15 protein-coding genes are annotated in these 13985 nt (G+C 70.6%); 12 read left to right on the top strand and 3 right to left on the bottom strand.

From position 1 onward, the window contains the following. Positions 1-50 precede the first annotated feature (50 nt). The gene (locus tag ACFORO_RS11270) at positions 51-422 is read right to left on the bottom strand and encodes a winged helix-turn-helix transcriptional regulator (protein ID WP_354735103.1); all 372 of its coding nucleotides are present in this window, start codon (positions 420-422) and stop codon (positions 51-53) included. 96 nt (positions 423-518) lie between these two features. On the opposite strand from ACFORO_RS11270, the gene ACFORO_RS11265 reads away from it, so the two are divergent. Beyond that, entirely contained in the window at positions 519-1346 is an 828-nt protein-coding gene (locus ACFORO_RS11265) for an alpha/beta fold hydrolase (RefSeq protein WP_377868536.1), read from the top strand. Further along, entirely contained in the window at positions 1337-2461 is a 1125-nt protein-coding gene (locus ACFORO_RS11260; RefSeq protein ID WP_377868537.1) for a hypothetical protein, read from the top strand. Before ACFORO_RS11265 ends, ACFORO_RS11260 begins: the two co-directional genes overlap by 10 nt. On the opposite strand, the gene ACFORO_RS11255 is transcribed toward ACFORO_RS11260, so the two are convergent. Continuing rightward, on the bottom strand, positions 2386-3384 hold the full coding sequence (locus tag ACFORO_RS11255; protein WP_377868538.1) for a DMT family transporter: 999 nt from the start codon (positions 3382-3384) through the stop codon (positions 2386-2388). The two genes, ACFORO_RS11260 and ACFORO_RS11255, sit on opposite strands and share 76 nt — an antisense overlap. A 92-nt stretch (positions 3385-3476) precedes the next feature. Between ACFORO_RS11255 and ACFORO_RS11250 the strand changes: the two genes are divergently transcribed. The 9 genes from ACFORO_RS11250 to ACFORO_RS11210 all read left to right on the top strand — a co-directional run bounded on the left by ACFORO_RS11250 (position 3477) and on the right by ACFORO_RS11210 (position 10706). Then, positions 3477-4367 (top strand): LysR substrate-binding domain-containing protein, encoded by an 891-nt coding sequence (locus tag ACFORO_RS11250; protein ID WP_377868701.1) that lies wholly within the window; start codon positions 3477-3479, stop codon positions 4365-4367. Between the two features lie 72 nt (positions 4368-4439). Further along, entirely contained in the window at positions 4440-5753 is a 1314-nt protein-coding gene (locus ACFORO_RS11245; protein WP_377868539.1) for an FAD-binding oxidoreductase, read from the top strand. A 54-nt stretch (positions 5754-5807) separates the two neighbouring features. After that, positions 5808-6158: a ferredoxin gene (gene fdxA, locus ACFORO_RS11240; RefSeq protein WP_377868540.1), complete on the top strand. Its 351-nt coding sequence runs from the start codon at positions 5808-5810 to the stop codon at positions 6156-6158. 91 nt (positions 6159-6249) lie between these two features. Next, positions 6250-6942 carry a helix-turn-helix transcriptional regulator gene (locus ACFORO_RS11235; RefSeq protein WP_377868541.1) on the top strand — a complete coding sequence of 231 codons (693 nt, stop codon included), beginning with the start codon at positions 6250-6252 and terminating at the stop codon, positions 6940-6942. 9 nt (positions 6943-6951) lie between these two features. Next, on the top strand, positions 6952-7347 hold the full coding sequence (locus tag ACFORO_RS11230) for an Imm7 family immunity protein (RefSeq protein ID WP_377868542.1): 396 nt from the start codon (positions 6952-6954) through the stop codon (positions 7345-7347). Between the two features lie 378 nt (positions 7348-7725). Then, complete coding sequence (locus ACFORO_RS11225; RefSeq protein ID WP_377868543.1) at positions 7726-8724, top strand: zinc-binding dehydrogenase; 999 nt, start codon at positions 7726-7728, stop codon at positions 8722-8724. Between the two features lie 69 nt (positions 8725-8793). Continuing rightward, positions 8794-9201: a RidA family protein gene (locus tag ACFORO_RS11220; RefSeq protein ID WP_354735095.1), complete on the top strand. Its 408-nt coding sequence runs from the start codon at positions 8794-8796 to the stop codon at positions 9199-9201. 43 nt (positions 9202-9244) lie between these two features. Continuing rightward, positions 9245-10099, top strand: a complete 855-nt coding sequence (locus ACFORO_RS11215; RefSeq protein WP_377868544.1) for an MBL fold metallo-hydrolase — start codon at positions 9245-9247, stop codon at positions 10097-10099. A gap of 79 nt (positions 10100-10178) precedes the next feature. Beyond that, the gene (locus tag ACFORO_RS11210) at positions 10179-10706 is read left to right on the top strand and encodes a pyridoxamine 5'-phosphate oxidase family protein (RefSeq protein ID WP_377868702.1); all 528 of its coding nucleotides are present in this window, start codon (positions 10179-10181) and stop codon (positions 10704-10706) included. Positions 10707-11458: 752 nt separating this feature from the next. On the opposite strand, the gene ACFORO_RS11205 is transcribed toward ACFORO_RS11210, so the two are convergent. Further along, entirely contained in the window at positions 11459-11968 is a 510-nt protein-coding gene (locus ACFORO_RS11205) for a MarR family winged helix-turn-helix transcriptional regulator (RefSeq protein ID WP_377868545.1), read from the bottom strand. 55 nt (positions 11969-12023) lie between these two features. Between ACFORO_RS11205 and ACFORO_RS11200 the strand changes: the two genes are divergently transcribed. Next, complete coding sequence (locus ACFORO_RS11200; protein WP_377868546.1) at positions 12024-13973, top strand: DHA2 family efflux MFS transporter permease subunit; 1950 nt, start codon at positions 12024-12026, stop codon at positions 13971-13973. Positions 13974-13985 lie beyond the last annotated feature (12 nt).

Below are 13985 nucleotides of genomic sequence, written 5' to 3'. Positions count from 1 at the left end.
GTGCCGTTTTCCCGTCGTGGTGGCTGACCGACTCGCCCGTGTGCGGAAAATTACCGTTCGGATTCCTGATTGGCCTGGTCGACGTCGGCCATGTGTTCTTCGGCCCACGTGCGCAACACCGCGAGCGCGGATTCCAGCGACGCGCCGAGCGGGGTGAGCCGGTAATGCACCCGAGGCGGCACGGTGGCCTCGACGCGCCGCGAGACGAGACCGTCGCGGACGAGGCTCTGCAGGGTCACCGAGAGCATCTTCTGCGACACCCCGGGGATGCGGCGGCGCAGGTCGGCGAACCGCACCTCGTCCGGCGCGGCCTCGGCGAGGATCTTGACCGTCATCGACGTCCACTTCGTCCCGATCCGGTCGAGCAGCCGCCGCGTCGGGCAGGCCGGGTCGAACAGATCGCCGCGGGCGGAGGGGGTCACCTCGGGCTCACCACCTGTCGGGAAAGTGCCGTCTTGGCGGCACGTCAGGAGTTACCTACCGTGTGCTGGTCACCAATGGTAACCACAGGAGGTCCGATGAACGCGGTGCGGCAGGTCGAGGCGAACGGGGTCCGGCTGAACGTCGCCGTCGCCGGGAGCGGTCCGGCGGTGGTGCTGCTGCACGGGTTCCCGCACACCTGGCAGCTGTGGGGCAAGGTCATCCCGACGCTCGCCGAGCGGTACCGAGTAATCGCGCCGGACCTTCGCGGCCTGGGCGCGAGCAGTCGTCCGGAGAGCGGTTTCGACGCTGGAGCCGTCGCCGACGATGTCGCGGCCCTGCTCGACGCGCTGGAGGAACCGGACGCCGAAGTGGTGGCGATCGACCTGGCGGTGGCGGGTGCGTTGCTGCTGGCGCTTCGGCAGCCGGAGCGCGTGCGCCGCCTGGTCCTGATGGAGTCGCTGCCCTGGGGTTTCCCGGCCAGCCCGCCGTGGTGGTTCGGCTTCCACGCGGTGCCGGGACTCGCCGAGACTGTCCTTAATGGACACGAGGCGGAGTACGTCGGCTGGTTCCTCGACCAGGGCACGCTCGGTCGCGGCGTTCCGGCGGATATCCAGACGGCCTTCGCCGAGGCGTACACCGGGACCCACGCGCTCCGCTGTGCCTTCGAGTACTACCGGGCGTTGCCGGAAAGCGCCCGCCAGCTGACCGAAGCGGCGGCGAATCGGCTGACCGTCCCGACGCTGGCGATCGGCGCGAATCCCGTCGGCGACGCGCTGGAGCAGCAGTTGCGCCCGATCGCTGACGACCTCACCGGGCACGTGCTGCCGGACTGCGGACACCTGATTCCGCTGGACCGTCCGCGCGAATTCCTCGATCTCCTGCTGCCGTTCCTGTCCCGGGAGATACTGGCCGGGTGTCGTTGACGTCCGAGCTGGCCGACCCGCGAGGGACGCTCGCGCGCTGGTGCGCCCGCGTCTTCACCGGCACGGCCGCGGCCGCGCGCCGGATCGAGGAGGCGACGAACGGCGTGCGCCCGATCCGCCCGGCGCTCGCGCGCCCGCCGCGCCAGCACTGGGCCGAGATCGGCGGCGCGTTCGGCCAGCGGATCGCGGACCTCGTGCAGCCCGCGCCGCCGTACTACGCGCTGCTCGGGATGGTGCGCGCGCAGTGGGGCAGCGGTCCGTGGGCGCACGCGCAGGCCGCCGCGTACCCGACGCACGACGAGCTCCCGCCGGAGTACCGGGCGCGGGCGCTCGGCATCCGTCCGGCGGCAACGACCTGGCTCGACCTCGGCGACGGAATGCCGCACGGCGAAGCGCTCCCGGGCGCCGAGGAGCTGTGGGGCGAACTGCTGGAACGCGCTCGCCGCTATCAGGCGCAGCACGCCCCGCCCGGCGTGCTCGGCGGACCGGGCGCGGAGGCGGGTCTGGCACGGACGAACTGGGTGCTGTCGGCGTGCGAGGACATCTACCGCTCCGGCAAGATCGATCCCCGGCTCGCCCGAGTCGTCGACGGCGGCGGCACCATCGCGAACCTGCGCGCCCTGCCCGCCGACGCGGCGGTGACCGAGCTGGCGGAACTCGCGAAACGCTTGCACGACAACGGTGCGCTGTGGGAACTGCGCCGCCTCGCCGGTGCGCCGCCCGAGGGCTATCCGCTCGGCATCGCCGGGCCGACCATCGTGCCCGGCTGGGCGGACGGCGACCTCCTGCTCGGGAAGCTCGACCCGGAAGCGGGGATCGCCGAGGGCACGCTGCTGGACGTGAAGACGGTGCTGACCGTCGGCGACCCGGACCGCGCCGGGCGCTGGCTGTGGCAGATCCTGCTGTACGCCTGGCTGGACGTCGCCGACCTGTACCGGATCCGCGAGGCCGGACTGCTGCTCGGACGGCACGGAAAGCTGGTCCGCTGGCCGGTCGGCGAACTGGCCGCGGAGCTGCTCGGCGGGGACGGCCTGGTCGATCACCGCCGGGACGAGTTCAGGGACATGGCGCGGGGGCTGCTCGACTCGGTCGGGTTGAGCTTGGCCGACGGCTGACCCGCGGGCCGCTTTGTCGCGCCGCGACCAGCGAAGCAGACCGCGCCGAGCACGATCACGCACCCGGCGAGTTGCAGTGCGCCGGGTCGTTCGCTGAGCAGCAGGAACCCGAAGGCGACCGCGCCGACCGGTTGCAGCAGCATCATCGTCGCGCCGGTCGAGGCCGCCAGCCGAGGCAGCGCACCGGCGATCAGCAGCCACCCGATGACCTGGCCGACCAGGGCCAGCGCGGCGAACCAGCCGAGCGAGGGGAGGCTGGGCGCGAGGTCGAGGCGGCCGAACGGCAGTCCGAGCGCGACTGACACGAAGCCCGCCGACACGGTGGCCAGCGACAGCGAGCGGACCTGCGTCGCGGGGCTGCTGCTGAGCCGGAGCAACAGCAGGTACCCCGAGTAGCCCGCGCCCGCGGCGAGCGCGAAAACCATGCCCAGCACCGGGTTCGAGCCGCTCATCGACGAGCCGAACACGCCGCCGGCGAGCACGATGCCGACGATCAGCGTCGGCGCGACGAACTTGAACCGCGGGTCCGGGCGCTCCTTGAGGAAGAGGAACGCCAGCAGCGGCACGATCACGACCTGCACCGAAAGCAGCATGGTCGCGACCCCGGCGCCGACGCGCGGGATCGCCTCGCCCCACAGGACGAAGTCGAGTCCCAGGCCGAGCCCGGCCAGCAGCGGCAGCAGGATCTTCGCGCGCACGCGGGTCCGCCGCGCCTCGCTGAACGCCAGTACCGCGAGCAGCGGCAGTGCGAGCGCGCAGCGCCAGAACGCGCTGGTCGCCCCGCTGGCCCCGGAAACCTTGATGAGCACCGAGGTCAGCGCGATGCAGAGGCAGCCGGCGGCGGCCAGCAGCCGCGGGTCGGCGCGGCCGGTGAGGGCGGCGATCGGACCGGCGGTCGGCAGCGCGGCGGGTTCGGTGGTCATGCCTTCTATCGTGGGGCCGCTAACTATCAAGGACAAGTGAATGTTCCTGCGTAAAATCCGGTAGCATCACTACTGTGTTCAGTGTGGATCGGATGCGCGCTCTGCACGCGGTCGCGCAGCACGGCTCAGTCGCCCGCGCGGCGGCGGCGCTGCACGTCACGCCGTCCGGGGTGTCGCAGCAGCTGGCGAAACTGGAGCGGGAAGCGGGCCTGGCGCTGTTGGAGCCGCGCGGCCGGACCGTGCGGCTCACGCGCGCCGGGCAGGTGCTGGTCGGACACGCCGAACGCGTGCTGGCGCAACTGGCCGAAGCGCGCACGGATCTCGAACGGTTGCGGGAGGATGTCTTCGGGCCGTTGCGGATCGGGTCGATCGCGACGTGCGTCCACGCCCTGCTGCCGCCCGCGCTCGCCACGCTCACCGAGCAACATCCGCGGCTGAACGTCACGCTCGGCGAGGGCGAAGCCGAACAGACGTTGCCGAAGGTGCTCGCCGGCGACCTCGACGTCGCGGTGTTCGAAAGCTGGGCGGACCGGCCCACCGTGGTGCCGGCGGGGATCACGCAGGTCACGCTGTTCTCCGACGTTGCCGATCTGGCGCTGCCCGCCGGGCACCGGCTCGCGCACCGGCGCACGGTCGATCTCTCCGAGGTGGACGACGTGTCGTGGATCAGCTGGACCGGCCGTTCCGGCTGCTACGAATGGCTCGTGCACGTGCTCCGTTCGCAGGACCTGGAGCCGCGGATCAGTTGCACCATCGGGAGTTACGTGACGCAGCTGGCGCTCGTCGCGGGCAACGTCGGCGCCGCGCTCGTCCCGCGGCTGGCGCGCGGCCCGGTGCCCGACGGCGTCCGGATGCTCGCGACCCGTCCGGTGCTGAACCGCACGATCATCGCCGCGTGCCGTTCCGGCGAAGAGGCGCACGGCGGGGTCCGGGCGGCGCTGGAGGCGCTCAGCGAGGCGTCGGCGACTTATGTGAATCACTGAATCTTGTTGCGCGGCTGCCTTTTCCGGCCGGTTCGGCCCTAGAGTCGGAATCGACGAGCAGGGGAGCCGCCCATGACTGCCGAGGATGCCGCCCGCGCCTTGCGGGCCAGATTGCCCGCCGAGCAAGTACACACTTCTGGTCCGCAGTACGCATCGGCGGCGACGGTGTGGAACGCCGCCGTCGTCGCGCGGCCGGACGTGGTCGTGGAGTGCCGGAGCACCGCTGATGTCCAAGTCTCAGTGCGTGTCGCGCGCGAATTGGGCCTGTCGTTGTCCGTGCGCAGCGGCGGCCACGACTGGGCCGGACGCGCGGTGGCGGACGGCGGGATCACGCTCGATCTGCGTCCGTTGAACCGGGTCGCGGTCGACGCCGGGCGGCGAGCCGCGGTGGTCGGCGGCGGTGCGCGGGCCAACGATGTGCTTGCCGCGGCTGAGGTTCACGGCTTGACGGCGGCAGTCGGCACAATCGGCACGGTCGGCTTCGCCGGGCTCTCACTCGGCGGAGGATACGGTCCTTTCCTTGGCAAATACGGGCTGGCCGCGGACAACCTGCTCGGTGCCGAGATAGTCCTCGCGGACGGCGAAGTCGTGCTCGCGAACGCTTCGCGGCTGCCGGACCTGTGGTGGGCGCTGCGGGGCGGCGGCGGGAACTTCGGCGTGGTGACGTCGCTCGGAGTGCGGCTGCACGCGGCACCGCACATCACGACCGGCCCGGTCTGGTACCCGGCTAGCGACGCGGCTCGAGTTTTCGCCGCGGTCACGGAAATCCAGGCCGATGCGCCGGACGAACTCACCGTGCAGACCGGCGTCCTCGCCGGTGCCGACGGTTCGCTGTGCGTGCTGGTCTGGCCGACATGGTGCGGTGATGCCGATCCCGACGGTTTCTTGGCCCGGCTCGGACCGCCGCTCGCCTCGCAAATTGCTCCGGTCTCGTCGTATGCGGCAGAGATCGCCCGCCGGGACGAGATGTTCCCCGGCGGCCGATCGGTCACCATCCGCACGCGGTCGCTGTCGGCGTTCGCTCCGGAGATTGTCTCGGTGCTGGTGAAGCAGGCGGAGACCCGGACGTCGCCGTTGTCCGGACTGTCGATCCACCACTTCCACGGCGTCGCCTCCCGGATCCCGGTGGCGGCCACGCCGTTCCCGCTGCGCGAGGACCATCTGATGGTCGAGGTGCTCGGGCTGGGGGAGGGCAACGACGACCGGGCGTGGGCGGATGCCACGTCGGCCGCGTTGGCCCCCTACGCCTTGCCGGGCGCGTACGCGAACCTGCTGGGACCGGATGTGTCGTCGGCCGAGCCCTTCGGTCGCCACACCGCCCGGCTGCGAGACATCAAACACCGCTACGACCCGGACGGGGTTTTCCGCGCCATCCCGCTCGCGTGACCCTTTTTGCCGAGTACATTGGTGAAAACGAGGCCGGGCTGAAAGGGGCGGGCCGTGGCGTATGTGATCGCCGAGCCGTGCGTGGACGTGATGGACCGCGCGTGCGTGGACGAATGCCCGGTGGACTGCATCTACGTCGGCGAACGCTCGCTCTACATCCACCCGGACGAATGCGTGGACTGCGGTGCGTGCGAACCGGTGTGCCCCGTTGAAGCTATCTATTACGAGGACGACCTTCCGGAACGCTGGCGCGGCTACGCCGGCGACAACGCCCAGTTCTTCAGCGAAACCCTGCCTGGCCGCGAGGTGCCGCTGGACAGTCCCGGCGGTGCGGTGAAACTCGGCGACCTCGGGGTGGACACGCCGCTGGTCGCCGGGCAGCCGCGACCGGAGATCCAGTCGTGAACCAGACGATCTTGGACCGGTCAGGCCGCCGAGGCCGGAGATCCCCGCGCAGCAGTAGTTTGCCCTAGTTCGCTCGGTTAAACTATCCCACATGGGCGAGCAGACGCTGACCGACCCGCACGGCTCCCGCGCGCTGGGCGAGAGCCGGGCCCGGGTGCTGGACGCGCTGCGTTCGGAGGGCGGTCCGGTCGCGGTGCCGGACGTCGCGGCGCAGGTGGGACTGCATCCCAACACCGCGCGGTTCCACCTGGACGGCCTCGTCGAATCCGGCCTCGCCGAACGCCAGGCTGAAGACCGCACCCGCCCCGGCCGACCGCGGACGGTTTATGTCGCAGTCGCCGAGGAGGCCGCCGAGGGACGGCGCAGCTACCGGCTGCTCGCCGAAATGCTGACCGGTTTGATCGCCGAAAACGTGGCTGATCCCGGCAAGGCCGCGGAATCAGCAGGCGAAGCGTGGGGCCGCTACCTGGCCGATCGTCCGCCGCCGACCCGGCGCGTCGACGAGGCCGAGGGCCTCCGGCGACTGTCCACTGTGCTCAGTGACGCCGGATTCGCCCCGGACCCGGACGGTGACCTCGAGCGTCCGGTGATCCGGTTGCGCCACTGCCCGTTCCGGGAGGTCGCGGAGGAGCACCGGGATGTCGTGTGCGGGTTGCATCTCGGGCTGATGCGCGGGGTGCTCGCCGAGGTGCGCGCTCCGTTGACGGCGGAACGGCTGGAGGCGTTTGTCGAGCCGTCGTTGTGTTTGGCGCATGTGAAACCGACGGCGAAGCGGCGCCGCTAGGCTCGCGCCGTGTTCGAATATCACGGGTGGATCAGCCTTCACTCGACCGCTGAGGCGGTCGACGACGAACCGCCCCTTCGCCTCGGCGAAATCCAGGCCCTGGTCGACGACTTGGCCGGCTACGCGCTGATCGATCTCCAGCCGATGAACGGCTCGTACTGCATCCACCTCGGCGGGCATCCGAATCACCGAGGGCAGCAGGGCGCCGAGGTGATCGAGTTGTTCGCGAAGGTCGGGCGGCTCGCTCCGGGGTCGTACGGACTGCTGTACGTCCACGACGACGAACATCCGGAGCACCATTCGGGCTTCCGGGTCTTCCGGCTGGTGCGCGGCGAGGTCACCGAGCACGCGGATCACCTGCTGTCGCCGGTGATCCCCACCTTGGAGGACGAGGAACCTAGCTGATCGCGAGCTCCGCTGTCTGATGTGGACGGACACCGCGGCGAAACCCGAGGCGCGACAAGCCGAAGGATTCCGCTGCGCGCGATCGCTCGGCGGCAGGAGCATTGCCGACCAGGGCGAGATACGCGACCGCCCACGCGCCGTGCGGGGTCGGGTGTGGGCGATGACCGCGGACGCGACCCGCCAGCGATCGCGCACCCGATGCCGAGTGCGGCGAACGGCCCCGCGGCAGCGGCTCGTGGAGTCATATATCCAAACTAATCTAGTGAAAAAGATCAGCTCAGCCCGGTCGGCGCGGCGGCTTGGGAGCGAAAAATTCCCGCTGTGACGGGATTCGCCCGGCGCACCGCAGGATGCGGCCCGGCTGTTACGTTCGCGGACGTGACAACAAAAGTGATGCGGGCAGTGGTGCACGAAGGCGCGGCGGGAGTCGGCGGGGTGCGGGTCGCGGAGGTTCCGGTGCCGCAGCCCGGACCGGGCGAAGTGCTCGTGCGGCTGAAGGCAGCCGGGCTGAACCACCGGGATCTGTTCATCGTGGACAGTCGCACTCCGGCCGATCCTTGGGCCGTGCTGGGCTCGGACGGTGCCGGAGTGGTCGTGGCGACGGGTGCGGACACGAGCGTCGAGATCGGCACCGAGGTCGTCATCAACCCGTCCCTCGACTGGGCCGAGCCGGACGTCGTGCCAGAAGTCCCCGCCATCCTCGGGGTGCCGACGAACGGCACGCTGGCCGAGTATGTCGTCGTCCCGGCGGGCAATGTCCTGCCGAAGCCCGCGCACCTGAGCTGGACCGAAGCCGCCGCGCTCCCGCTGGCCGCGCTCACCGCGTACCGGGCGCTGTTCACCCGCGGCGGGCTGACCGCCGGGGAACACGTGCTGCTGCCCGGCATCGGCAGCGGGGTCGCGACCTTCGCCCTCGCCATGGCTAAAGCCGTGGGCGCGACGGTCAGCGTCACCTCGCGCAGCCCCGAAAAACTCGCCAGGGCAACGGAACTGGGCACCGACCGCGCGATCGGCAGCGGCGGCGACTGGGCCGCGGAACTCGGCGAGCCGGTGGACCTGGTCGTCGACAGCATCGGCTCGGCGACGTTCGATTCCTGTCTCTCGGTACTTCGCTCCGGCGGCCGGATGGTGACGCTCGGCGCGACCACCGGCCCGGACGTCGAGTTGTCGCTGCGCAACCTCTTCTTCCGGCAGATCAGCCTGCTGGGCACGTCGATGGGGAGCGCGCGGGAGTTCTCTCAGATGGTCGCGCTGGTCACGGAACACCGGCTGCGGCCGGCGGTGCACCACGTCCACGACCTGGCGGACGGGCCGCGCGCGCTGGGCGGACTGGCTTCCGGGGACCAGTTCGGCAAGCTGGTCGTCACGATCGGGTGACCGGCCGGAGATTTTCTGTCGGTGGCTCGTGGTGAACTGAGGGCACGAACCAAGGGAGGGGAACACCTGATGAGCAAGCGCTGGAATCCCGGGACGGTCGCGGCGCCGATAGGCCGCTATAGCCACCTCGCGCAGATTCCCGCCGACCACGAGCTGGTCGTAGTGGCCGGGCAGATCGGCGCACGGCCGGACGGCACGCTCGCCGGTCCGGACGCGGAAGCGCAGACGCGCGAGGTGCTGGCGAACATCGAACGCGTGCTCGCCGCGGCGGGAGCCGGGCCGGAGCATCTGGTCAAGGTCTTCAGCATGGTCGCGGGCACCGAACACCTGCCCGGCTTCCGCGCGGCGACCGGCGACGTGTTCAGCCGGTGGTTCCCGGAAAGCGACTGGCCGACGCAGTCGCTGATCGTCGTGGCGGCGCTCGCCAAACCGGAGCTCTTCGTGGAAATCGAGGCGATGGCGGCGGTGCCCCGATGAGCGTGCGCACGACGTTCCCTTTCCCTGAACGACAGGAAACCCGATGACCATCACACTCGGACCGCTGCGGATCGACCCGGTAGCCGAACTGGACCACTGGCCGTTCGCCCCAGCGGACCTGTTCCCGGCAGTCACGCCGGAACACCTGGGGGAGCACCGAGGCGACCTCGACCTGTCGATCACCACGTACCTGGTGCGCACGCCGGACCAGACCGTGCTCCTCGACGCCGGGAACGGCAACGCCAAGGAACGCCCGGTCCTGCTGGCGCACCACCAGTTCGACGCGCCGTACCTGGAGCGCATGGCCGCCGTCGGCGTCGTGCCGGAGGACGTCGACGTCGTAGTGGCGACCCACCTGCACCCCGACCACTGCGGCGGCTTCACCCAGCTGGTCGACGGCTCCTGGGATCCGACGTTCCCGCGCGCCCGGTACCTGATCCCGAGCGAGGAATACGCCTGGCTCCAGCAGGTCCACGCGTCGGCGCCGGACGGCGGCGTCGCGGGCGACCTGGCCCGGACGTTCGAAGACAGCGTGCTCCCGGTCGTCGAGGCCGGTCTGGTCGAGTTGATCGACCTGCCGTACGAGGTGACCGGCGGCATCACCCTGCGCGCGATGCCCGGCCACACCACCGCGCACCTGATCGCGGAACTCAACGGCGGCGGTCAGCACGCCCTGGTGAGCGGGGATGTGCTGCACCACCCGTTCCAGTTCGCGAACCTGACGCTCGCCCAGGGCGGCGACGCGGATCCCGCCGCGGCCGCGGAATCCCGGCGGACCCTGTGCGAACTGGCCGTCGAACGGGATGCGCTCCTCCTGCCCGCGCACTTCCCCGTCGGCCGAATCACCCAGGACGGCGACGATTTCCGCTACCGCCCAGCTACGCCAGGAGGTGCCTGACCCATCCCTTGTGCCGGGGCCGGTTTCGATTTTCGCGAGGCCGGTGTCGATTCGGCGGCACCCCGTTCGACGCATGGGCATGACTGACTGCGAACCGACCTCAACCCGCAACCTCGACCGCTACGGAAACGCTCCGCTGCCGTGGAGCCGCGCCCGCGCCGTCCTGGCCGCCGACACTCCGACCGTCGACCTGACGTTCTTCGTGGCGACCGTCCGCCCGGACGGACGTCCGCACTCGGCGGGCGTGGGTGCCGTCTGGGTGGACGACGCCCTGTACTTCGTCGGCGGACCAGGCACGCGCCGCTCCCGGAACCTCGAGGCGAACCCGGCATGCGGCATTTCGGTACGACTGCGCGGCCTGGACCTGGTGCTGGAAGGCGACGCACACCGAATCACCGACGTCGACACCGTGGCACGCCTAGCCGAGGTCTACCGCTCCGGCGGCTGGCCAGCCGAGGCGACCGGCGACGCGCTGACGGCACCGTTCAGCGCACCGAGCGCAGGCCCGCCGCCGTGGCACCTGTACCAGCTCACCTTGCGCCGCGCGGTGGGAGTCGCGTCGGAGGAACCGCACGGGGCGACCTGCTGGGAGTTCGCCAGGGGCTGAGCCCGGCGGCTCGCCTTGGCGCGGGCCGCCGCGGTGGAGCTTCCTGCGGGGAGTCTGCCGGGGTTCGGCGGGGTGGTCCGGTTCTGTCAGAGGCAGCACAGCGGAAGCGCCTGCCGGGAGCTCGCCGGGGTTCGGGCGCGGTGGTCTGGTCCTGCCGTGGGCGGCCATGGTGGAAGTGCCTGCTCGGAGTTGGCCCGGGGATCGAAGGCGGTCGTCCGGTTTGGCACGGGTTGCCGTGGTGGAGTCACCGGCTGGGAGTTGGCCGGGGTTCGGCGGGGTGGTCCGGTTCTGCCAGAGGCAGCACAGCGGAAGTGCTTGCCGGGAACTCGCCGGGGATCGGGCGCGGTGGTCTGGTTCTGCCGTGGGCAGTCATGGTGGAAGCGCCTGCCCGGAGTTGAGCCGGGGATCGAAGGTGGTCGTTCGGTGTGGCAGGGGTTGCCATGGCGGACCCGTCGAGTGGGAGTCCGCCGGGGGTCAGGCCCCGCGGCCGGGTTCTGCCGTGACACAACCCGGCCGCGGCGGGTGGGAGTTCGCGAGACGCTGAGTGCGGTCTGCTGCCGAGATGCGGTCAGGCCGGAATCGGAAGCGCGTCCCGCCGGTCGAGCGGTTGGCCCGGCTCGCTGAGCGAACGGCCGCGGCAGCACCGCCCCGCGATCTTGCTCCGTCGGGTTCGCGCCACGGGAGCGGCCGTTCGCGAGCGGGGCACTCGGCCAGCACAGGCAGAGCCGCGCGCCCCCGGAAACCGCCGGAAATCAGGCCCGTCCGTCCGGCCCTTCCCACTCCAGCAGCAGTTCCCGCAGGTCGTCGTTCATCCGGTCCTGTTCCGCGTGCGACAAGACGCCCAGCAACCGAGCCTCGGTCTGCGTTTTCATCCCGAATACCTCGATGGCCCGCGCCAACCCCTCCTCGGTCAGGCTCACCAGGATCTGCCGCCGGTCACCAGGGTCAATGTCCCGCCGAACCCAGCCCTTGCGTTCCAGCCCGGCCACGCGTTTGGTCACTCCGCCGGACGTCAGGCGCATGCTGTCCAGCAGCTGCCCAGCCGAGAGGCGGTACGGGGGACCGGCCCGCTTGAGCGCGCCCAGCAGTTCCACTTCCCACAAGCCGACCCCGAAGGCGTCGAACTCGCGGCGCAGTTCCGTTTCCAGCAGGCGGGCGGCGCGCAGCAGACGGAAGCTCAGCGCCTTGCTGACCCGGTCTTCCTCGCGCACGCCGGTGATCTGCGCCATGACTCCGTCGACGTGGTCTCGCTCCGCTGGCATGGGCGAGTATTCTAACACCAGTAATTATCTTACCAGTCTCGAATCAGGATGGTCCGTGCACGCTTCCCCTGCCCCCGAGCCCGATCCGCAGCGCTGGCGCGCCTTGTGGGTGTGCCTCATCGCGGGGTTCATGACGCTGCTCGACGTCAGCATCGTCAACGTCGCGCTGCCCTCGATGGAGCACGGGATCGGCGCGACACCCGCGGACGTCTCGTGGGTCGTGTCCGGTTACGCGCTCACGTTCGGGCTCGCGCTGGTGCCCTCAGGACGGCTCGGCGACGACTACGGTCGCCGCCGGATGTTCCTGTTGGGGCTGGTGTTGTTCGTGGCGACCAGCGTCTTGTGCGGTGCGGCGCCGAACGCGACGTGGCTTGTGGTGGCCAGGCTGGGGCAGGGCGTCGCGGGCGGGTTGCTGAACCCGCAGATCATCGGGCTGATGCAGCAGCTGTTCTCCGGTCGCGAGCGGGGCAAGGCGTTCGGCGCGTTCGGGGCGACGGTCGGGCTGTCCACCGCGATCGGGCCGGTGCTGGGCGGGTTGCTGATCCAGGGCATCGGCGTCGACCAGGGGTGGCGCTGGGTGTTTTACGTCAACCTGCCGATCGGGATTCTCGCGATCCTGTTCGGGCTGCGGTTGCTGCCGAAGGACTCGCGCAGCGGCCGGAAGCGGACGCCGGACTTGATCGGCAGCGTGCTGCTCGGCGTGGCGGTCGTGCTGGTGATGCTGCCGTTGATCGAGCAAGAGGAACAGGCGACGTCGCCGCGCTGGTGGCTGATGGGCGTCGCGGCCGGGTTGCTCGTGCTCTTCGTGCTGTGGGAGCGCTGGCTCGGCAACCGCGGCAAGCAGCCGCTGGTGAACTTGAAGCTGCTGACCGTGCGCAGCTACTCCATGGGTTCCGCGCTCGGCATGGTCTATTTTGCCGGATTCACCGGGATTTTCCTCGTCCTGACGCTGTTTTTCCAGCAGGGCCTCGGCTACACGGCGCTGCAGGCCGGCGCGGCGATGCTCGCGTTCGCGATCGGCTCGGCGATCTCGCCGACCATCGGCGGGCGGCTCGTGCACCGGTTCGGCAGGCCGATGGTCGTCCTCGGCACCTTGCTCGTGGCGATCGGGCTCGCCGCCACCGCGTGGCTCGTCCGCGACTACTCCGGCGCGAACACCGCGTTCGTGCTCGCCGCGCCGTTGTTCGTCGGCGGGTTCGGCAGCGGGCTGGTGATTTCGCCGAACTCGACGCTCGCCTTGGAAGAGGTCCCGCCCGCGGAAGGCGGCACCGCGGCCGGAGTGCTGCAGACCGGGCAGCGGATCGGTTCGGCGGTCGGGACGGCGCTCGGCGGGTCGTTGTTCTTCGGTGAGCTCGGCCGTTCGCACGGGGACTACCACTCCGCGACCGCGCTCGGGCTGATGGGCTCGACCGCGCTGGTCGTGCTCGCGCTGCTGTTCGGGGTTGTCGATGTCGTGCTGTCCCGGACGCGAAAGCGCCGCAGCACGCCGGAAAACAAGCCGTCCGCGGCGATTTCTGGTGCGGTAAGCGGTCTCGCTCCCGCCGAAACCGCCGCGGTGAGCCTGACTTCCTTGGAAACCCACGAAGTGCGCCGCACCACCACCGGCGTGGACAGCGGCTTCGCTCTCGACGCACCAGCCGGGACGTATCTGCTGCTGGTCCAGGCGGGCGGCCGCGAGCCCGTGGCGCGGCACGTGCAGGTGGGCGCCGAACCGGTGCGCGAGGACGTCGAACTGGCGCGGTCGGTCCGGCTCACCGGCACCGTGCACGCGATCCGCGGTCCGTTCCCCGGAGCCCAGGTAGCGGTGCTGGACGCCGAGGGCGAGGTCCAGCGGGTGACCGTCACGGACGAGGCGGGCCACTACACCGTCGACGATCTTTTCCCCGGCGAGTACACCGTCGTCGTCACCGGGTATCAGCCGGTCGCGGGCCCGGTGCAGTTGACGGACGAAGGGCCGGTCCGGTTCGATCCGTTGCTGCGCTTGGTTTCCGCGGACAAGGTCTAACGCGGACAAGGT

Origin of the sequence: Amycolatopsis halotolerans, assembly GCF_042647905.1 — a bacterium.
Classification (GTDB): Bacteria; Actinomycetota; Actinomycetes; order Mycobacteriales; family Pseudonocardiaceae; genus Amycolatopsis; species Amycolatopsis halotolerans.
The sequence above is the reverse complement of the archived record's forward strand: the minus strand, read 5'-3'. Positions and strand labels throughout refer to the sequence as shown.

Bases quoted from the DNA above. Each gene is read 5' to 3' on its own strand.
- ACFORO_RS11265 (WP_377868536.1), top strand. From the start codon at position 519: ATGAACGCGGTGCGGCAGGTCGAGGCGAACGGGGTCCGGCTGAACGTC.
- ACFORO_RS11255 (WP_377868538.1), bottom strand. From the start codon at position 3,384: ATGACCACCGAACCCGCCGCGCTGCCGACCGCCGGTCCGATCGCCGCC.
- ACFORO_RS11250 (WP_377868701.1), top strand. From the start codon at position 3,477: ATGCGCGCTCTGCACGCGGTCGCGCAGCACGGCTCAGTCGCCCGCGCG.
- ACFORO_RS11245 (WP_377868539.1), top strand. From the start codon at position 4,440: ATGACTGCCGAGGATGCCGCCCGCGCCTTGCGGGCCAGATTGCCCGCC.
- ACFORO_RS11235 (WP_377868541.1), top strand. From the start codon at position 6,250: ATGGGCGAGCAGACGCTGACCGACCCGCACGGCTCCCGCGCGCTGGGC.
- ACFORO_RS11220 (WP_354735095.1), top strand. From the start codon at position 8,794: ATGAGCAAGCGCTGGAATCCCGGGACGGTCGCGGCGCCGATAGGCCGC.
- ACFORO_RS11215 (WP_377868544.1), top strand. From the start codon at position 9,245: ATGACCATCACACTCGGACCGCTGCGGATCGACCCGGTAGCCGAACTG.
- ACFORO_RS11210 (WP_377868702.1), top strand. From the start codon at position 10,179: ATGACTGACTGCGAACCGACCTCAACCCGCAACCTCGACCGCTACGGA.
- ACFORO_RS11205 (WP_377868545.1), bottom strand. From the start codon at position 11,968: ATGCCAGCGGAGCGAGACCACGTCGACGGAGTCATGGCGCAGATCACC.